General features: G+C 58.9%; 18 protein-coding genes. 5 read left to right on the top strand and 13 right to left on the bottom strand.

Annotated features, from left to right (window positions below; translation table 11 throughout):
* Nucleotides 1-14: 14 nt before the first annotated feature.
* The 7 genes from RMET_RS16955 to paaA form a co-directional block, all read right to left on the bottom strand.
* The gene (locus RMET_RS16955) at nucleotides 15-635 is read right to left on the bottom strand and encodes a TetR/AcrR family transcriptional regulator (protein WP_011517812.1); all 621 of its coding nucleotides are present in this window, start codon (nucleotides 633-635) and stop codon (nucleotides 15-17) included.
* A gap of 73 nt (nucleotides 636-708) precedes the next feature.
* Nucleotides 709-1506: a DUF1835 domain-containing protein gene (locus RMET_RS16950; RefSeq protein ID WP_011517811.1), complete on the bottom strand. Its 798-nt coding sequence runs from the start codon at nucleotides 1504-1506 to the stop codon at nucleotides 709-711.
* 120 nt (nucleotides 1507-1626) lie between these two features.
* The gene (paaE, locus tag RMET_RS16945; protein ID WP_011517810.1) at nucleotides 1627-2712 is read right to left on the bottom strand and encodes a 1,2-phenylacetyl-CoA epoxidase subunit PaaE; all 1086 of its coding nucleotides are present in this window, start codon (nucleotides 2710-2712) and stop codon (nucleotides 1627-1629) included.
* A gap of 12 nt (nucleotides 2713-2724) precedes the next feature.
* Nucleotides 2725-3333, bottom strand: a complete 609-nt coding sequence (gene paaD / locus RMET_RS16940; RefSeq protein ID WP_011517809.1) for a 1,2-phenylacetyl-CoA epoxidase subunit PaaD — start codon at nucleotides 3331-3333, stop codon at nucleotides 2725-2727.
* Nucleotides 3334-3349: 16 nt separating this feature from the next.
* On the bottom strand, nucleotides 3350-4207 hold the full coding sequence (gene paaC / locus RMET_RS16935; RefSeq protein ID WP_011517808.1) for a 1,2-phenylacetyl-CoA epoxidase subunit PaaC: 858 nt from the start codon (nucleotides 4205-4207) through the stop codon (nucleotides 3350-3352).
* Nucleotides 4208-4217: 10 nt separating this feature from the next.
* Entirely contained in the window at nucleotides 4218-4505 is a 288-nt protein-coding gene (gene paaB / locus RMET_RS16930; RefSeq protein ID WP_008647104.1) for a 1,2-phenylacetyl-CoA epoxidase subunit PaaB, read from the bottom strand.
* Nucleotides 4506-4524: 19 nt separating this feature from the next.
* Nucleotides 4525-5532, bottom strand: coding sequence for a 1,2-phenylacetyl-CoA epoxidase subunit PaaA (gene paaA / locus RMET_RS16925; RefSeq protein ID WP_011517807.1), 1008 nt, complete (start codon nucleotides 5530-5532; stop codon nucleotides 4525-4527).
* 731 nt (nucleotides 5533-6263) lie between these two features.
* On the opposite strand from paaA, the gene RMET_RS33985 reads away from it, so the two are divergent.
* From RMET_RS33985 to RMET_RS34530, 5 genes are all read left to right on the top strand, one after another.
* Nucleotides 6264-8426 carry a GNAT family N-acetyltransferase gene (locus tag RMET_RS33985; protein ID WP_041240422.1) on the top strand — a complete coding sequence of 721 codons (2163 nt, stop codon included), beginning with the start codon at nucleotides 6264-6266 and terminating at the stop codon, nucleotides 8424-8426.
* A 563-nt stretch (nucleotides 8427-8989) separates the two neighbouring features.
* A complete protein-coding gene (locus RMET_RS34535) occupies nucleotides 8990-9181 on the top strand; it encodes a hypothetical protein (RefSeq protein ID WP_196765225.1) in 192 nt (63 codons plus the stop codon).
* 264 nt (nucleotides 9182-9445) lie between these two features.
* Nucleotides 9446-10972 carry an IS21 family transposase gene (gene istA / locus RMET_RS16910; RefSeq protein WP_011515355.1) on the top strand — a complete coding sequence of 509 codons (1527 nt, stop codon included), beginning with the start codon at nucleotides 9446-9448 and terminating at the stop codon, nucleotides 10970-10972.
* Nucleotides 10962-11747: an IS21-like element ISRme4 family helper ATPase IstB gene (gene istB / locus RMET_RS16905; protein ID WP_011515356.1), complete on the top strand. Its 786-nt coding sequence runs from the start codon at nucleotides 10962-10964 to the stop codon at nucleotides 11745-11747. Before istA ends, istB begins: the two co-directional genes overlap by 11 nt.
* Nucleotides 11748-11879: 132 nt before the next feature.
* On the top strand, nucleotides 11880-12869 hold the full coding sequence (locus tag RMET_RS34530; RefSeq protein WP_011517802.1) for a TniQ family protein: 990 nt from the start codon (nucleotides 11880-11882) through the stop codon (nucleotides 12867-12869).
* A 680-nt stretch (nucleotides 12870-13549) separates the two neighbouring features.
* On the opposite strand, the gene RMET_RS33630 is transcribed toward RMET_RS34530, so the two are convergent.
* The 6 genes from RMET_RS33630 to RMET_RS16875 form a co-directional block, all read right to left on the bottom strand.
* Entirely contained in the window at nucleotides 13550-15148 is a 1599-nt protein-coding gene (locus RMET_RS33630; RefSeq protein WP_152560229.1) for a hypothetical protein, read from the bottom strand.
* Between the two features lie 80 nt (nucleotides 15149-15228).
* Complete coding sequence (locus RMET_RS16895) at nucleotides 15229-15690, bottom strand: DUF6527 family protein (RefSeq protein ID WP_011517799.1); 462 nt, start codon at nucleotides 15688-15690, stop codon at nucleotides 15229-15231.
* Nucleotides 15687-16856, bottom strand: a complete 1170-nt coding sequence (locus RMET_RS16890) for a ThiF family adenylyltransferase (RefSeq protein WP_029309951.1) — start codon at nucleotides 16854-16856, stop codon at nucleotides 15687-15689. The genes RMET_RS16895 and RMET_RS16890 overlap by 4 nt, the downstream gene beginning before the upstream one ends.
* On the bottom strand, nucleotides 16831-17550 hold the full coding sequence (locus tag RMET_RS16885; RefSeq protein ID WP_049799759.1) for a multiubiquitin domain-containing protein: 720 nt from the start codon (nucleotides 17548-17550) through the stop codon (nucleotides 16831-16833). Before RMET_RS16885 ends, RMET_RS16890 begins: the two co-directional genes overlap by 26 nt.
* 123 nt (nucleotides 17551-17673) lie before the next feature.
* Nucleotides 17674-18231, bottom strand: a complete 558-nt coding sequence (locus tag RMET_RS16880) for a MarR family transcriptional regulator (protein ID WP_011517796.1) — start codon at nucleotides 18229-18231, stop codon at nucleotides 17674-17676.
* Between the two features lie 9 nt (nucleotides 18232-18240).
* Nucleotides 18241-19344 carry an ATP-binding protein gene (locus RMET_RS16875; protein WP_011517795.1) on the bottom strand — a complete coding sequence of 368 codons (1104 nt, stop codon included), beginning with the start codon at nucleotides 19342-19344 and terminating at the stop codon, nucleotides 18241-18243.
* Between the last annotated feature and the right edge of the window lie 131 nt (nucleotides 19345-19475).

Raw genomic sequence — 19475 nt, 5'->3', positions numbered from 1 at the left:
CGCTGGGGGCAGCGCTATCCGGTGACGCCCGGCCCGCGCGGGGTCAGGCCGCCTTCGAGGAGGTCGACCACCATCTCCGCGAACTGGGCGTATGACAGCTTGCCGCCGGGCTTGAGCCACGTGAACGTCCAGTTGATCATGCCGAACACCGTCATGGTCAGCGCGGTCTGGTTCTCGGCCGTGACCCGGTCCGGATAGGCGAGGCGCAGCAGGCGAGTGAAAGCGGCCACCACGTCGCGCTCACGCCTGAGGATCTGGTCGCGCTGTTCTTCGGCCAGGAACTTCACGTCATTGATCAGTGCGATATGGCGTGTCTGCGACGTTTCGTATTCGGCCAGGAAGGCGCGCAGCAGGTGCCCGAACGTCTCCCGGCTGTTCAGTCCGCGCCGCGTGCTATCCGCTTCCACCTCGCTGACGATTTGCATGAGCTGACACGTATAGCGGTCCAGCAGGTCGAACAGGATCGCCTCCTTGCTCTCGTAGTAGTGGTACAGCCGGGCTTTCGACGTGCCGCACGCGGCGGCCAGATCGGCCATCGACGTGCTCGGGTAGCTGGTGGCCGCGAAGGCAGCCGCTGCCAGGTCAAGGATTTGTTCTCGTTGCGCCTCGAAATCGGGCGCTTTGGTTCTGGCCATATGGCTCCGAAATGTTCGCCGGGAGGGCGATCGGGGGTCGCTGGGGTTTGCTGGGTCGATTAAGGGACCGGGTTCACGCGTCGTCGTCGCCGAGGCTGTTGCGACGGATCTCGCAGGTGTCGAGTGCCTCAGGGTTGCCGCGCAGCACGAGCTGGCCGGTGCTGACCAGCTCACGGCAGCGCCAGAACACGAACCAGTCACTGGCCAGCAGCCCTTCGATGGCCCCCATCACGCTGCCCACCACTTGGGCGGCCGGTGTCCACTCGGCAGGGGCGCGCTCCAGGATCACGTCGTCGACGGTGTGGTAGGCCGCTGGCACCAGCGTGTTGCCTTTCCACAGCCGCACGTCGGCATTTTCCTTGACGTTCTGCTGCCACTCGTAGCCCAGCCGGCCCAGGCGCAGCACCGAGACCGGCGCGATGGTCGAGAACCGGCGCGCCAGCCGTGCGGCCGAATACATGCCGATGGCGGTCAGGCTGCCATGCGTGGGCGTTTCCAGCTCGCGCAGGTCCATCGCCACCTCGTTGATCCGCTGCGGCGTCTGATAGAGATGAAAGACCACGCGGCGCAACATCAACTGGTCTGACGCGCTCTGGCCATGCCAGATCGCCACCTCCATGTCGTCGCGGCGCAGGGCCTGGAACTGATCCAGCGCCTGGCGCATCTCGGCGGCGAAATCGATATCGGAATGGGGCGCTACCCGCTGCCAGAAGCCGGAGCGGATCAGGCCGGTACTGTCGATATCGGCAATGGGGCCGACGGCGAGGTCGTCACGGAGGACGACAACCGGATCGGGACGGGCCGCCTGGGCCAGAGCCTGGCGCAGCGTGGTGCCCGCGACATCGCCGTTGACGACATGGATATATTGCATGACCGTGATTGTATAGGGTGCGACGGATCAAGCCTGTCCCCGCCATTGTAATCACGGCATGTGGTCAGTCGCGCATTGGCGGCACCCCGGCGTGTGGGATTTCCACCATATGCGCGACGCCTAGCGCTCGTCGTAGCTGACCACCACGCGCGGCGTCACCGCCCGGGCCTGACAGGTCAGGACAAAGCCCTTTTCCATCTCCCACGGCTCGAGCGTGTAGTTCTTCTCCATTTCAACCTCGCCCTCGAGCACTTTCGCCCGGCAGGTGCAGCAGACCCCGCCCTTGCAGGCGTAGGGCAGGTCGAGGCCGGCCGCCAGCGCGGTGTCGAGCACTTTGGCATTGCCAAGCGGCAGGCGCATCTTGTGCTGTTTGCCGTCCAGCACCACCACCAATTCGGCCGTGCCGGTCTGTCCTTCGAGCGAAACGGGTATTTCGCGCCGTGGGCCGAGTGGCACGCCGAAACGCTCGGCATGGATGCGGTGCGGGTCGAGCCCGGCTGCCTTGAGCGCCTCCTCCACCTCGTCGATCATCGACGCGGGGCCACACACGAACGCGGCGTCGATATCGTCGATCGGAATCAGTGCGTCAAGGAATCGGCTCACGCGTTCGCGATCCAGGCGGCCATGCAGCAGATCCACCTCCTGCGGTTGGCGCGACAGTACGTGATAGAGCGTGAAGCGCGACAAATACTGATTCTTCAGGTCCTCGAGCGCCTCGGAGAAGATGATCGTGTCGACGCTGCGATTGCCGTAGACCAGGGTGAAGCGGCTGTTCGGTTCCACGGCAAGTGTGGTGCGGATCAGCGATAGCACCGGCGTGATGCCGCTGCCCGCGGCGAAGGCCACGTAATGGCGCGACGCGGCCGGATCCAGCGGCACGTGGAAGCGTCCATCGGGTGTCATGACGTCTAGCGTCTGTCCGGCCTCGACGTTGTCGTGGACCCAGGTCGAAAACACACCATCGTCGACGAGCTTGACCGCCACGCGCAGTTCGCCGCTTTCAGCGTAGTCCTGCACGCCACTGCAGATCGAGTACGAACGGCGCACGTCGTTGCCGCCGACCGGCGCCTTCAACGTGAGGAACTGGCCTTGGGTGAACCGGTAGGCATCCCGCAGGGCGTCAGGCACATCGAATGCGATCGACACCGTATCGGACGTCTCCGGACGAACCTGCGCCACGCGCAGCGGATGGAACTGTGGGGTCATGGCCGGTGGGGGTCAGTAAGGTTTGAAATAGTCGAACGGCTCACGGCAGTCCAGGCAGCGGTAGAGCGCCTTGCATGTAGTGGACGCAAAGCGCGACAGCTCCTGCGTATGGGGGCTGCCGCAGCGCGGGCATGTCACGGCGTCTTCGGACTGGGCCCGTGGCACGAAGCGCAGCGGTTTGGCATTATCCGGCGGGGCATCCGTGACGCAATGCCCCGGCGGGGCGATGCCATAGGCGCGCAGGCTGGCGCGGCCGGATTCGGTGATCCAGTCGGTGCTCCAGGCGGGGGCCAGTACTGTGAGGACGCGCCAGGGGGCGACCCCAGCGGCCTCGAGCGCGCGGCCCACGTCCTCTTCGATCTGCGACATCGCCGGGCAGCCCGAGTACGTCGGCGTGATGACGGCTTCCAGCGTCAGTCCATCGTCGCCCAGCCGCACGTCTCGCAGAATGCCGAGGTCGCGGATCGAAACGACCGGGATTTCGGGGTCTGGCACGGCCTCCAGTGCCGCGCGCGCGGTGGCGAGCCGATCGTCGGGCGTATCGGCCCTTTTCCCCGAAGGCGTCGAGAACGTTGGCGCGAACGGGGATGTGGTGGCATCACGGGCACGGGTGTCGCGCATGGCTTCGATCCCTGGCTTACCACTGCGCGCCGGGATGGGCGCGCGCAAGCCCCTGCAACTCGGCCAGCAGATAGCCCATGTGTTCCGAGTGCACGCCCTGCTTGCCTGTCGAGAGGAACGCGGACTCGGTCGGCAGGCGCAACGTCGCTTCTTCGAGTGTGGCGCGTACCGTGGCGTCCCATGCATCGCGCAAGTCGGCGGTCAGCACGCCGATGCCTTGCTCCGCGGCTTCCCGCTCGATCGGATCGACGGCGAAGCACTCGTTCATATACGGCATCAGATGCTCGAGCGCGCGTTGCATCCGGAGGTGAGACGTTTCGGTGCCATCGCCAAGCCGCACGACCCAGCCGGCGGCATGGTGCAGGTGGTAGCGCGCTTCCTTTATCGACTTGGCGGCGATGGCGGCGAGCTCGGCGTCGCGGCTGCGCTCCAGCGCGGGCCACAACTCCACCATCAACGCGCCGAACAGAAAGTTGCGCATGATGGTGATGGCGTAGTCACGATCCGCGCGCGCAGTGCCGGCCAGCGGTCCGTGGTGCGGCAGTTCCAGCAGCGTCCAGTTGTGAAACTCGCGCTCGCCACGCCAGTAGGCGTAGTCGTCTTCATGCCGGGTGCGGCCGGTCAACTGGCCTTCAAGCACGCCGGCATGGCTGTAGAGCAGCCGGGCCTGCCCGATCAGGTCGAGACTGATGTTGGTCAGCGCGATGTCTTCCTCTAGCGCCGGGCCGTGGCCACACCATTCGGCATTGCGCTGTCCCAGGATCAGCGCATTGTCGGCCAGGCGGAGCACATACTGCAGCGGCGCGGAGCGAGTGAGCGGAAGGCCGGCCAATGAGGCGTCGCCGTTGGAGGCGGCAGTGATGGATGAATTCATGTCGCCGGCCTTACATGTGGTTCACTTCTTCGGGCAACTGATAGAACGTCGGGTGGCGGTAGATCTTGTCGGCCGCCGGGTCGAACAACTCGCCCTTCTCGGCAGGCGCGCTCGCCGTTATCGCTGACGATGGCACCACCCAGATCGACACACCTTCCTGCCGCCGCGTGTAGACGTCGCGTGCCATGAGCAGTGCTTGCTGCGCATCGGCGGCGTGCAGGCTGCCGCAGTGCTTGTGTTCCAGGCCCTGTTTGCTGCGGACGAAGACTTCCCACAGCGGCCATTCCTTTTGCGTCATGTCTGTCTCCTCTTTGCGTTCAGGCTGCTTTGGCGTCGGCTTTGCGACGTGCCTGTTTTTCGGCGTGAGCCAGTGCGGCTTCCCGTACCCAGGCGCCGTCGTCATGTGCCTTGACGCGTGTGGCCAGGCGCTCCCGGTTGCACGGGCCGTCGCCGTTGATCACGCGCCAGAATTCTTCCCAGTCGAGCGGGCTGTAGTCGTAGTGGCCGCGCTCGGCATTCCATACCAGGCCGGGATCGGGCAATGTCACGCCGAGCACTTTGGCCTGCTCGACGGTGGCATCGACGAACTTCTGCCGCAGGTCATCGTTGGAAATGCGCTTGATGCCCCAGGCCATGGTCTGGGCGCTATTGGTGGATGCGGAATCGGGCGGGCCGAACATCATCAGCACGGGGAACCACCAGCGATTGACGGCGTCCTGCACCAGCTCGCGCTGCGCTTCAGTGCCACGCATCATGGCCAGCAGCGCGTCGTAGCCCTGGCGCTGGTGGAACGATTCCTCCTTGCAGATGCGGATCATGGCCCGCGCATACGGCCCGTATGAACAGCGGCACAGCGGGATCTGGTTCATGATCGCGGCGCCGTCGACCAGCCAGCCGATGACGCCGACATCCGCCCAAGTCAGCGTCGGGTAGTTGAAGATCGACGAATACTTGGCGCGGCCAGCGTGCAGCGCATCGACGAGGTCGTCGCGCGAGGCATTGAGGGTTTCGGCCGCACTATATAGATAGAGTCCGTGACCGCCTTCGTCCTGGACCTTGGCCAGCAGGATGGCTTTGCGCTTCAGCGACGGCGCGCGGCTGATCCAGTTGCCTTCGGGCAACATGCCGACGATTTCGGAATGCGCATGTTGCGAGATCTGGCGGACAAGGGTCTTGCGATAGGCGTCCGGCATCCAGTCCATCGGCTCGATCTTGCCGTCATCGGCAATGCGGGCATCGAACGCGGCCTGTTGATCGGCGAATTCCGGGGCGATGGGCGCCACTTGCGGTGCCTGGCCGGGCAGGTCGAGGCTCTGTGTGTACATCACGTCTCCTTGACGGGGCGTCTGCTGCGACGGGCCGACTCGTGATTTGTGATCTGGGTGCTTGGGTCGGTCGGGCTTGCTCACTATATATATAAACCGACCGGTCGGTCAATTTAAAAGACTATCCGATTGGCGAATGTCGTTTGCCAGTTACTTCTAGAGCTTTGCCACAAATTTTAGAGCCTGAGTTCTTTAGGATCAGGCACTTACGTGGAACGGCGTACCTTCTGTCATGACCGAGTTCACCACGTCACCATTCCGTATGGCTTCGCGAAAATGTGCAACAGATGGGCATCTGTAAGTGAAGTTCCGATTGTCCGCAGTAACGAGCCCGGATCGAGGTCCGGCTGCTTGCTGCCCTGTGGCGCTATCTCGACACGGCGAGATTCCCTCGGGGCAAGCCTCAAGTCAGTAGTGACGTGATGCCGACCTAAGCGTGGAGGGCGAAGCGGTAACCCCTCGACTGTACTACTCGAGTGGCCCCATGTGCCCGTGCTACATTAGTCACATGCACCCAGTTCGCTTCTAGCGAGACTTCCCGGGCTCTTGCCGAAAATCCTTGAGGTAAGCCAAAGAAACTAAGGGAAAGCGCTATTCTCGAGCACCGCAAAGCCAACCGAGGCGGCGTCCTCAGGAGCGGCCGCCCAAACTGAGACAGCTCATATCCTTGATTTTGTTAGAGCAACCTCGCGCCACCGTATATTGGACAAAACGTCTCGCACGACATGTCAATGAATAGTCCACGCTACGCCCTAAATATATTGAGGCGATATGAAGAAGTTGCTCCATTCCTGCAGGATGTTCAGGAAGCAGCCGACTCTGCAAGAGATTCATTGGGATTCTTTCCTCACACCGTTTATTCCGAGTACGCTCGAAAAGGCAACCTGTTTGTTGCAGTAGTTGACGGCGAAGAGGGACGCACCTATGCGGGCCATTTGCTCATTGACCTGAGGCCCCCGATGGCCAAAGTGCTTCAGGTCTTCGTGAATGCTGTCTATCGGAGATTGCACACTGGGACGGCGCTTCTTAGCAACTTAAAGGCATATCTGACGGACCTCCAGTTCATCTCCATCACGGCTCGAGTGGGCGAGGACATGATCGATGCCAATGCGTTCTGGGAAAGTCAGGCCTTCTATGCTCAGCGACTCGTACCCGGTGGCGCGAGCCGTCGTCGAATGATCGTCGTACGCAGCCATGAATTGGCTACTCCGCAGTTGTTCGATACGAGCGGGATCGATTCTTGTAATCCTTTTGGCTTGAATTTTGCCGCTGCGAACGAGAAGCCGACGTATTTGCTAGACATGAACGTTCTGTTTGACCTCGGGCCACGTAGACAGCGACGGGAGGACGTCGCGAACGTCTTTCGAGCCGAGCGCATGCAAGTGTGTAGCTTAGCCGTTAGTTCTGAAATCCAAGCGGAGCTAGTCCGTACATGTCCCGCAGGAAAAACAGATCCCATGCAAGATTTTGCGGCGATCTTGCCGACCTATAGCGTACCAAGTGGTGCCGCGTGGGACAAAATCGCCGACGAGCTTGGACCTCTCGTCTTTCCCGAACGCACCCTGCGCGAAGCCCTTACTGCCAACGACGTCTCCGATTTGCGACACTTGGGAACGGCTATATTCCATGGCTTAAGAGGATTAGTAACGAGTGACACATCCGTTCTTGCTGCGGCGCCCGTCCTCCGCGATAAGTACGGAATCGAAGTGCTGTCTCCAAGCGCGTTTTCCGTTACCGGATCAGCACGTGCAGAAGGAGCAGCATTGACAGCGAATCCAAATGTTGTCTTGTCTATTGAAGAGGCTAAAGCCGAAGATGAGGACGAGATAAGGGCCCTCCTAACCATGTTGGGCGTTAGCCATGCGCAGCAGCTCGGGCAATGGGCAGCAGTCGATGGCAGTCGGCGAGCCTGTCACCGTTACATCGTGCGTCACGGCACCGCATTCATAGGTTATGTAATGTGGCCACAGACAGCTCACAATTCGTTGATCGCTGCAACGATGGCTGTCGTTGAACGGGATTCAGTTGCCATCGACGCTGTCCGCTTAATGTTAGGGAAGTTAAACGAGCAGATCACTGATGGTGGAGTAAAGCTCATTCAGCTGACCTTCCCCGACCGCCAGGCAGTAATCCGAGAGGCAGCCGTTGCGCTTGGTTTTGCGGGTAGCAAGCAGTCACACACGCAACTTCAAAAGATTGCTATCAATGGCGTGGTGACTGCCGCAAATTGGAAGCGTTACCGAGACGCACTCGCTTCAACGTGTGGTGTTCGTCTTCCCAGCGACGCTCCACATTTTAGGAGTGTCGGTCAACATATCGAGGTCTACACAGCTGACGGAAACCGCACCTTAATTCCTCTTCTTAGGCTTGAAAGCGTGCTTTCGCCCGCTTTGTTCTGTCTGCCTGGACGAACAGGTGTTATTGTGCCGCTTCGGCGCGAATTCGCTGAACATTTGCTCCGACACCTACGTCAGAAGTCACTACTGCCACAGCCGCGAGCACAGCTATACCAACAACGACACTACGTAAGCGGCCCAAAGACATTGGCCGTCTTTACTCCAGGTAGCCTCATGCTCTTCTATGAGTCGGAGAAAGGGAAAGGCCTGGGAGCCATAGTGGCTGCTGCGCGAGTGGTACGTTCTTATCATCAAAATAGAGACGCCATGGGCCATTCGGACTTGGATGCGTCGGTACTAGAGCCTGATCTTCTCGAAGAGATTGGAAGAACAGAAACTCGTACAGTCACGGTTTTTGATAACTTGATCATCTTTCCAACGCCTGTTCCCAGAAAAATTCTCCTAGAGCTTGGTTGCGGCGAACCAGTTCAGTTGCTGAGCAGTCGCCGGATTAATGACGAGCAGGTACAGGGCATACTGACGAGCGCTTGCATATGAGCACGTCAGGCCATGTTCTAATCTCCTTGGAAGAGCGGCATGCTCTGAATATTTTTGCTGGCTCGAAGCAAGTAGAGCTTCGCCGCAGGACAATGCACGTCGAGCCCGGCACTGTGGTCTGGATCTATGTGAAGCAGCCAGTTGGCTGCGTTGTAGGGCACGCCGTGGTCAAAGCCACACATAGTCTTTCGCCAAGGCAAGTTTGGGGAAAGTTCGGTTCGCGCTCGGGTCTGCGGAGACAAGAATTTTTCGCCTACTTTGAAGATGTGGCCAGGGCTTTCGTACTTGAGTTGCGGGACGCTCGGAGGTTAGAGGAGGCTATTACGCTAGAGACGCTGCGCGCGGTGTCGAGCAGCTTCCATCCACCGCAGTTCTTTACGCGTTTGACCCCAGAAACTGCCTTGGCGAGAGTCCTAGCGAGAAGCAAGTTCAGCACACTAGCCCAAATACGATAGATCCCCGACCCTCAAGTTCAGAAGCACTTTTTGGCGGGAGACCCCAACGGCAAGCCCGGCGCCCGTATTACCAACGTACCTGCTATTAGGGAGGGGCATCCACAGCTTATGGCTATCACCCGAAGTCATGCGACGGATTCGGGGCAGAGATATTGCTCCGAAACCGCGCGACTGCTTCGGTTACTCTGGCACAAGGGCTATCGCCTCAACCGCACAGACCTACCTGGTAGGTCCGACGTTGCATTCATTGTGCAGCGGAAGGTCATCTTCGTGCATGGATGTTTTTTGGCACGGGCATAGCTGCAAGGAAGGAACGCGAGAACCCAAATCGAATCAAGCCTGCTGGGTGCCAAGGATTGCCGCCAATCACGAGCAAGACTGCCGTCAGATATCAGAGCTTATGGAGTTGGGTTGAATCGTTCTAGTCGTCCGGGAGTGCGAGCTCAAGGATGAGCAAGCTTGTTGATTTGCACTGAATCCTGACCCACCCACGGCAGGTATTTGCATCGAATGTTGACCCACGTATAGAACACTTGCCCGCTTGGGAACGAGCGGGAGTTCGGAGTGATCGACGTGGCCATACTGAGCATCATTCGACGCTGGCATCTTCGCGACCAGATCCCGCTGCGCGAGATCGCCAGACGCCTGGGTATTTCCAGGAATACGGTCAGGCGCTATCTGCGCACTGACGTCACAGCACCCGCCTACCCCACACGGCAGAGCCCGAGCAAGCTCGACGGCCATGCCGCCAAGCTCGCCGCGTGGCTCAAGACCGAGGCCAACAAGCCGCGTAAGCAACGACGCACGCTCAAGCAGATCCATGCCGATCTGTGTGCTCTGGGCTTCACGGGTTCCTATGATCGAGTCGCGGCGTTCGCGCGTCGCTGGCGTCAGGAACAGCAAGAGCAAGCGCGATCGTCGGGCCGCGGCACCTACATCCCCTTGCGCTTCGCCGAGGGTGAGGCCTTCCAGTTCGACTGGAGCGAGGACTGGGCCGTCATCGCCGGCGAGCGCACCAAGCTGCAGGTGGCCCAGTTCAAGCTGAGCCACAGTCGGGCCTTCTTCCTGCGCGCCTACCTGTTGCAGACCCACGAGATGCTGTTCGATGCCCATCACCATGCCTTTGTGGCGTGGGGCGGGATCCCGCGCCGCGGCATCTACGACAACATGAAGACGGCCGTCGACCGGGTGCGCCAGGGCAAGCTGCGCGACGTCAACCTGCGCTTTGGCACCATGGTCAGCCATTACCTGTTCGATGCCGAGTTCTGCAATCCAGCCTCGGGCTGGGAGAAGGGCCAGATCGAGAAGAATGTCCAGGACAGCCGTCACCGGATCTGGCAACGTGTTCCTGCCTTCGGCTCTCTGGCCGCGCTTAATGATTGGTTGGCCGACCAATGCGTGCGCCTGTGGCAGCAGACCCGCCACCCGGAGCTGGATATGACCATCTGGGAAGCCTGGTCACTGGAGCGGCCGCACCTGATGCCGGTGGGGCAGGCGTTCGACGGCTTTGTCGAACACACCAAGCGCGTGTCGCCTACCTGCCTGGTGAACTTCGAGCGCAACCGCTACAGCGTGCCTGCCTCGTTTGCCAACCGGCCCATCAGTCTGCGTGTCTATGCCACGCGGCTCTTGTTTGTCGCCGAAGGCCAGGTGATTGCCGAGCACGTACGGCACATCAATCGCGGTCACCATCCCGGCCATACGGTCTATGACTGGCGCCACTACCTCGCGGTGCTGCAGCGCAAGCCTGGCGCGCTGCGCAACGGCGCACCGTTCGCCGAGTTGCCAGAGGGCTTCCGGCGCCTGCAGGCTACGCTGCTCAAGCGGCCCGGCGGCGATCGGGAGATGGTCGAGATCTTGGCGCTTGTCCTATTGCACGACGAACAGGCCGTGCTGACCGCGGTGGAGCTGGCGCTCGAGGCAGGTGCCGCCTCCAAGCAGACCGTCCTCAATATCCTCAGCCGCCTGCTCGAAGGTGGACCGGTAGCCCCCATCACCACGCCTCAGGCGCTGGCTTTGCAGGTCGAGCCGCAGGCCAACGTCGCGCGTTATGACAGTCTGCGTGACCGGGAGGTGCCGCATGCAGCATGAAGCCATGATGGAGATGCTCAAATCCTTGAAGCTGCACGGCATGGCTCACGCGCTTGGCGACCTGGCGGCGCAGGACTCGCCGGCCTATCAGTCCGCCGTCGCCATTCTGTCTCGCCTGCTCAAGGCAGAAACCACTGAGCGTGAAGTGCGCTCGCTGGCCTATCAGATGAAGGTGGCGCGCTTTCCGGCCTACCGGGATCTGACCGGCTTCGACTTCAGTTGCAGCGAGGCCAACGAGGCGCTGGTGCGGCAACTCCACCGCTGCGAGTTCCTAGAATCCGCCCACAACGTGGTGCTGGTCGGCGGCCCTGGCACGGGCAAGACGCATCTGGGTACCGCCATCGGTGTACAGGCCGTGGAGCATCACCACCGCCGGGTGCGCTTCTTCTCGACCGTCGAACTGGTCAACGCACTGGAACTGGAGAAGGTCTCTGGCAAGCCCGGCCATCTGGCCACGCGACTGATGTACGCAGACCTGGTGATCCTCGATGAGTTGGGCTATCTGCCCTTCAGCCAGGTCGGTGGCGCATTGCTGTTTCATCTGATCAGCAAGCTCTACGAGCGCACCAGCCTGATCATCACCACCAACCTCAGCTTCGGGGAATGGTCCAGTGTCTTTGGGGATGCCAAGATGACCACTGCGCTGCTCGACCGCCTTACCCATCACTGCCACATTGTGGAGACCGGAAACGATAGCTATCGTTTCAAGCACAGCACCACCCAACCAAAAAAGGAGAAACGCACCGCAAAACAGCCCGCACAAAGCGACACCTAACAGCTTTTGGGGTGGGTCAATTTTCGATGCAAATCGTGGGTCAGGATTCGGTGCAAATCAACATCCCAAGCTATCGAAGAAGAACCTTGAGCGAGCCGCGCGACTTATCAATATGGGGCTAGGAGTGCTATCGTGAGAGTCCCGATTCGGGTGGAGCCGTTTCCCGAAGAATCACTTCACGGTTATCTGACTCGGGTTGGCGAGGCTAACGCCATACGGTTTGATCGCCTCCGCTTTGAACTCCTTGGGCGGAAGCCTAAGCCATCGTACGCGTTGCTCGGAGCCTTTGCAGAAAGCTGCAGGATCCTACCCGATGAGGCGCTGCGGCTTGGCGGCTTTTGGAAGAGCGATGAAGGTGGGACACTCTATAGCATGGCCGGCAGACTCATGCTGCCAGAACGCATGCTTGCACCTAGCATGGAGCGGGTTCCCCGTTGCAAGATGTGCGTCCGTGAGAATGGGTATCAGAAATCCATCTGGGCCTGCACCTTGCTAACAACATGCCATGTTCATGGCGTGAAACTGTACAACGCTTGCGAAAGCTGCGGTCGACCAGTGGGCAATGATCCATGGGTGAAACGGACGCCCTGCGTGTGTAAGTCAAAGGGGCCTATTGTTGCAGAGGCGTCCGATGGGGAAATTGCAATAGCCAGACTCGTTGAAGATGGCCAACTAAAGGCGGTTCCCGCGACTCTGGCCACAAGCCTCGGGTACCTGGCCTTGGAGCCAGTTCACCGGCGGCTACACACTCTTCATTTTTTGAGCGATGTGTTCGGTCGCCAGGCGCGTGCCCTCATATCCGAAGGGAGGGTCTCAAGCTGTCCTTCACGCGCATACATTGCTCAGCAATTGCTCTTTGTTCTCTCTGATTGGCCTGCAGGTTTCAACGATGTCTTCGCCAAGATGTCGATACTTGACCGGCAACAAAATACGGTAGCCGCAATGCGGCTCTGGCGTCTATTCCGATACTACATCTCGGACGAGCTTTGGGCATGCAGTCCGTTCGTGCGCTCGGCGTTCGAAGCGGCGTTCAACGCAAATTTCTGCAAAACGCTTAGGAGGAGCTCAAGACTGCAGATCCAGGAATCGCTGGACCTAGTGCCGTCGAGGGATGCCGGATGAACGTGCTGTGCGGGCTGCCGATTCACGCAGCGGCAGTCGTTGAAGGAAATTCTAGCGCCGGACGAAGTGCAGACCGACATGCGTCAATCGCTGAATGTCTTTAGGCGACAAATTACTTGTCGCGCTTCAGCCCTCTAATTTTGAGCCATTGCTCCAGAGCCTCGCCCTCGAGGACGGTGACTTTCAATGATGGCGGGCCTTCAATTGTTGTCACCTTCGTGACCCGAGGAGGGCCCTTTACACTGGAAGTGCCAGCGGGTTCCAAGCCGGCAGCTCGCGTCCGTGCAACTGCCTCACGAACTCCTTCGCAAACTGTTCGGTGGAATTGTTCGCTAAAAATGTAGTTGGCAAGGCGACTGGCGGCCATGGCAAGTGCTGTAAGGGCGTTCACATACAGAGTACGCGAGCGCTGCCCATAGCGCCAGCACAACTTCGAATTGCAGCAGCATCGGAAGAATCCCAGGGGAAATCAGTCCGGTCTGGAGCTTTGGAACCCGCGGGGGCGTGGTCAGATGCTCCGATTGCCGGGTGACCACAGACGCGTGCTGAAGACGAACTCGCGTCAATTTGGGGAAGCTAAGACCGTATTGTCGGCGCACCCGAACATGCGCAGGTCACCTCAATGCACTGCGCCTCGTGTTTATTGACAATCAATGCCGTCTAAGCTGACCGCGCGAATGCTAGTTTGTGTCAGTCAATGCCGACGGCCCTTTAGTGTAGGTCCTGGCGCCATTGAGCGTATAGGTCAGGACGTCCTCGCGGGGAAGGACAAGCCGAACGCATTGGATGCCTGCGCGGAAGACTGACTTTGCCGCCTCGGAAGAATCTTTCAGATGTGCCAGAAGGTTTTCGTCGCATCCATTATCGAGGTGCTTCTGGGAAGAAGAGCCGAGTACGAACAGTGCCCCGTTCATGTCCTTTTGAAAGCCTTTGGGATCTTCGGTCATGGCCACTGGCAGTTCCAGCACCATTGTCGAACCGATACGCGAGAGTAGATTGATATTGGTCAAGTGGATTGGTGAGTCGCCGCCGCAGTGGGCACCGTATGGCTCTAGCGCCGGGCAGTGCTTGCCGACTATGGTGACATGGCTTAGAAGAAGTGAGCCAAGGCCGAGGCTGCGGACGGTCAGCTCTGGCAAGAACAGCGGAAAGCCGCCCCATGCCGGCACCGCCACAAAAAGAATGCAGGCCGTCCCGCCAAGCACTGCGATAGCGCGCTTAACAGTTGTTGCAACGAAGGTAGCCCAATTGGCAATGGCCAACAGAATGGCACCTGCTGCGAGAATGTACCAAGACTTATCTGGCGTCCCTTGTGTTGCCCAAACTACAGAGAGATAAAGGATAGCCAACGACAGGAAGATGAAGGCCCCAGCAACGAATAGCTTGACACAGTCATATCGTATCCAACGCAACCTGTATGGCGATGGCCTCCTTGTGACTGTCTTTTTTTCGCGCTGACTCCGAATACCGACGAACATCAAGAGCCCTGCACCTAACAGGCCTGCCGTGCTAGCGATTAGCAGGCCGTAATCGGACGCGGCTCCTGCATCTACCGGTACGCTCTTGTGGTCGTTCATTGTGGCTGGTGCAGGGGCTTCGGTGACGGCGACCTTCGCAGTTGGTGTCGATGGCAGGCTTTCGCTAAGGGCAAACAACACAGCGAGAAAAAGCAGAAGGCCGGCGAATATGCTCCAGCACATGACTGAAGCCTTCCTCCGATTTGCATGACCAAAGCACAGGATTGCTCCAACGGCAGCCGCAATCATCAGCCAGTATGCAATTAATGCAGCTTGCCAGTTCGCACCGTAGGAACGATGCAATGAATCGGCAAAGACCCATGCCCAGGATACGACTGCGATTGGCGTCAGGCTCGCGACAAAGCGAGGATGTTCCATCGCGCTATGCGTGGGATGCCATGGTGCTCGTGGAAAGACGTGGGCATCCGCTGGTCCTTCTATGACGCTAGGAATATTGGCAAGCAAGGATCGAGTGGCCGCACCAGGCATGAGGCAAAACGCAGAGATTGCAATGACAATTACGGCGGCGGAAAGCGCAGCCGCAGCAAAGGTGGCAGCGAGATTTGCCAGGGTGAAATCTGGGAAGAACCCAATCTTAAGAAAGTAGAAAAAGATCAGGACGCCGCCGCAGGCAGAGCAGATCGAGAGCAAGTTGAACTTTCCTAGGAACTCTTTGAGTCTTAGTAAGCGTTTGGTCATTGATGTAGCGTTTGTATCGGCAGATTTAATTTCTGACATCACTTGCTTGGGTTCCTCGGTCAAATTTCGATGGTTCTCTTTTCGCTTCAGAAGCGCAGGAGGCGACGACGGCTGCGGTAGCAGGCCGTCCCCAGCTCTATTCACTATCGAAGCAACCGCGAAAGGATCGTTTTCCAAAAGCTCTGACGGGCATACGTTTGCGAACCTGTTTCGATGTCGATGGGATGCGCGAGGGACGGCTCTGTTTCGTTGCTGACGGTGCGCTTGTAGTACTTCGCCTTCGCTTCGTTGTCCCGGCTGATCTCTGCATCGATCATCTGTCGGTTCCATCGGCCAGACTCGAGCACCCTATTGCCTTTAATTACATAGTGGGATTGGCAGGGCAGATTCCAGCTACCAATTGAAGGCCACAGCGAGACCGATTCGCCGTTGAAGGTGATGCTCCAATCGGTCGGTGTCAGCGGCGTCACGACTTTCTCGCCACAGCCGCAGCAGCAGCTATGAACCACGGTGCCATACTCCATGGAGACGTACAGCACGCCAGGTTCAAGCTGCCGAGGAACAGTGGTCACAAAGCGTGGCTCAAGTTCCTTGTATCGCATCATTTGGGCTCACCGTTGAGCAGCATGTTCACGTCTGTCGTGAACGAGCTGTGAAACTCACCTTCGAAGTCGCGGTAAAAGTTACGGTAGCGCTTCCATCTCATCACCGCCATCACCGCGTTCATGGCATTCAAGTCAGCAACCTGAATGTTTGAGCTGTAGATGCCGTCTCGATCCGGCTCATCGAAGGAAATCGTGCTGCGAGCAATGTCACGACAATCTGGGGTGCTCAAGCTGGTTCGCAGTATTCCTCCAAGCGTCCCGTTCGAAAGTTCCAGGCCCATGCCGACGTCGACAAATGGAACACCAAGGCTTTCCAGTTGATCGATGGCGATCCGCTTGCCATGGCCAGCGTCCATACACAGGAAAGCGAAAGTCACCCCTGTTAGCAGCCCTACTGTGCTGGCGTCGAGTGCGACGGCGTGGGCTGCTATGCCGCGGTGCATGTTGGCGTAGATGCTACGGAAATGGTCGACCTTTTTCGGCACCTCACGCAGTTGCTCGGCCGTTGGCGCACCCGGGGCCCGGAAGGCGTTGTGCTGCAGGAAGTCATCGCCGTCGATAAGCCGGATTTCCCGGACCGGCGTCTTAGCGACGAAATCAAGGACGTATGAGCCCGTGCCGCCAAGGCCGATGATGGCCACGCAGTCCCCGGCCAGCAGAGCCGTCAGCTTGTCGATGCCCGCTCGACCGGAAGCGTTCTCAACGTAGTTGAAGACACTTTCCTCGTCGTCCAGAGGCTGCCAAACTTTACGAGGACTCGCCTCTCGATCCAGCACAGTCGCATGCCCAGAGATGATGGCAGCGTAGGTTGCCATCTTCTGGTGGTAGTCCGTGTAGCCGTTCGCATCGGGCTTCGTCGACAGATAGTACTGTGCCACCGCGTGGAGATCGGCCGGAACACCACAGGCGGAAATGGCCTGCAGCGGCTTGCCGCCTGCATCACAGGGAAATTCTCCCTCGAAGTGAACGGTGTGTGGCTCGGGCTTCTGGGTGACGTCACCAGCCAAAAGCAACGGCGAGATGATCTTGCCCTCCTTAACTTCGCCCTTTGCGTTGACATACGGTACGTTCAACATCACCAGGCTGCCGCCTTCCACGCGCATGCGGTAACCCTCATCCCACAGACGCTTGAGGTCCGAATTACGATTGAATAGTGCGGCCGACATTGAAAATGCTCCCGTTCTTAGCTTCGACAGAACCACCCGGGGCCATCGGGCCCTGATGGGGGTAAGACGCCACCTTGTAGTACGTGATGGAGTAAGTGATGCCCGGCTGCGGCGGCTGGCCGGGGTAGGCGAGCGCCACCAACTGGTCGAACGTAACGAGCGGAGCGGGCAACTCCTCCTTGGTGCCGTTGACGATGATGACTACCTTTGGGTGGCGCTTCGGCGCATTCTCAAAGCGCTCGACCCCGGGGGCGGCGAGGTCGACATCGTCTTCGCGTTCAATCTGGCGGTCCTCGCCGCCACTCACAACCATGAAAACGGCCTCGCCGTCAGCAGGCTTGGACAGCGCGTAGAGGTCCGCGCCGGAAATCGTCGGGCGGCCCCAGACCACCTGGCTGCCGTTTACCGTTAGCTTGAAGTTCCGGTCAGACTTGAAAGCAATAAACCGCTCCGCGCCGGGACGACGCAGGTCGATCTGCTCGTCGAGACGGACATCTTCGAAATCGCCCGATTCTAGGATGTTGAATAGGCTGTAGTTGTCGTCGCCGTGCATGCCGGCGGCCGTAAGAACTTGCCGTCCGAGCGGGACGGGGTCGTCTATTTCGATCTTGATGAAGTTCATACCATCCTGGGCTACCAGGAGGGAGTACGCACCATGGTGCGCGTCATGCGCGGGGTTGTTTGTATCGTTCATGTCGAAGCTCGCGAAGATTTCTCATTAAATGATCCTGTTTAACGTGCGCTGCACTATGGCGCGTTAAGCAGTTAGGAGGCATCTTAGCTGCTTCTTCTGATTAAAGCAAGCTGTTTAAGCAGATCATCTGATCGCGAGGTATCGGTATTCCACGCCGCCTGTATCGGCGATGTCGTCTCGGCGCAGCAAGAAGCCACCATCTACGAGCCTCTTCAGGCGAGTACTGGCATTCGGAACAGAAATATTCAGGTCTTGTGCCACTTGCGCGGTGCCAACCTCTCTATGTGTCAGTACATAGTTCAGAAGCTCTTCGGCAGACGCCGTTAGGTCCGGCCCGATCACTTCAAAGCTGTCGCCGCGCCAGATAACTAGCGGCTGCTGTTTCGCTTGCGCCGCATACTTCCAATTGTCGACAAGGTCGCGATCTACTAATCCTGTCAGGAAAAAGCCGTGCTGGCCGCGGTAGTGCTTAGCTGCCGAAATGACGCTCTCCCGGGGGAAAGAAGCATCCGTTGCTTCGATTCCTTCCAGAGATATGTCGAAAATTGTGAGGGTGGGTTGGGAGTCCGCGATCTCGCAGATGGCTCGGAAAACGGCCTTCCCCTGGATGTTCCCAAAGGGGCGCGCTCTGTCCGTCAGATCGAGCAAGCGAATCTGGACGCGGTTGGCGGTCTGGTTCATTTTGCTAATTTAATGAGGTTTGAGCCAGCGCGTCAACTCGAATTTAACGCAGATGTGAGTACCCTCAAGCTTGTTCAGCCCGGTTCTTGCCGCAAATTCGTGCTCATCCCCGCCGAAGTGAATAGTCACTTCATAAGTGTCCTGTCGCACAGTGATGCTGCCGGCGAACTTATCGGCGAATCTTCCGGTATTCCTTAGCCCAAGTCCACGCCCCCCTTTGCGGAAGCGGCTGATGCCGCCTTGGGTGAAAAGGCGTTCGATCAGAGCGATCCCCAAGTCGGGGGTCATGTCGTCCGTCTCGGCCCCCAACTCGGTCCGCAAAGTCTTTGTGAGGGCGGGCTTGATTGTTGCCAGGATACCTTTGCCGCTATCGGAAAAAACGGTGCGAATATGGGGCTTTCTTCCCTTGTACAACTGCAACGCAGCAAAGCCAGGCAGCTTGGATTGGGAGTGTTCGTGCACATTCGAAAACAGCTCAGTAAGGATGGTATGCAGCCCTACAGGAGCATTGTTCTCATACTGCTGTTCAAGCACCTGGTGCAATCGATCAGGTATGTCTTCGTCAGGCTCGTCAACAGATATGGCGGCCAGCTCAACGAGTCGACTGCTTTGTCCGCGGTATGCGGCTGCTCGGGACTTGCTTGGGCGTTGAGGAAGAACTTCGACCTCAGGCTTCAAGTGCTCATAAAAGCCCAATCGATCCAAGTAACTTGACGTGTTCTTGCAGCCGCTGAAGTCAAGGACGACCGTCTTTCCTGCGACTACTAGCTGATTGCAAAGGGCGAGAAAGCGGGCAATCGCATCTAGCATTACCTTTGTATCCGGCTGCAGCCGTAACACGACTATAGGCGCGGATGACTCAAGCGGTGATTCGACCGCGGACAAAGCGTCCTCAAAGTGATCGCATTCCAGCCATTCCGTGTCAGGAAATTCGACAACCAATTCAGAGAGGGAAGCAAGCGTCCAGCGGTGGTCCGCATTCTTCGTGAACGTGTCCAAGTTCCGATATAGAAACTGGTTGACCGACGTAGTTTCTATGCTGAGCGCCACTGCCAGCTCTCGCGCCTTTCGAGGCTGTCCGTCGGACAGAATTTGTCGAATTTGTTCTTTCATCTCGGAGCCAGACTATGCCACGGAGGGGCTCTTCGAGGGAAGCGGGCCAAGTCGAATGGGCTTTCTCTTTCTGTTGCGATTGGCACGGCAGGGGTGGGACCGTAACGTTCAGGAGGTGAAAGGCGTTCCGC

It is taken from the genome of Cupriavidus metallidurans CH34, assembly GCF_000196015.1.
Taxonomy (GTDB): Bacteria; Pseudomonadota; Gammaproteobacteria; order Burkholderiales; family Burkholderiaceae; genus Cupriavidus; species Cupriavidus metallidurans.
The sequence above is the reverse complement of the archived record's forward strand: the minus strand, read 5'-3'. Positions and strand labels throughout refer to the sequence as shown.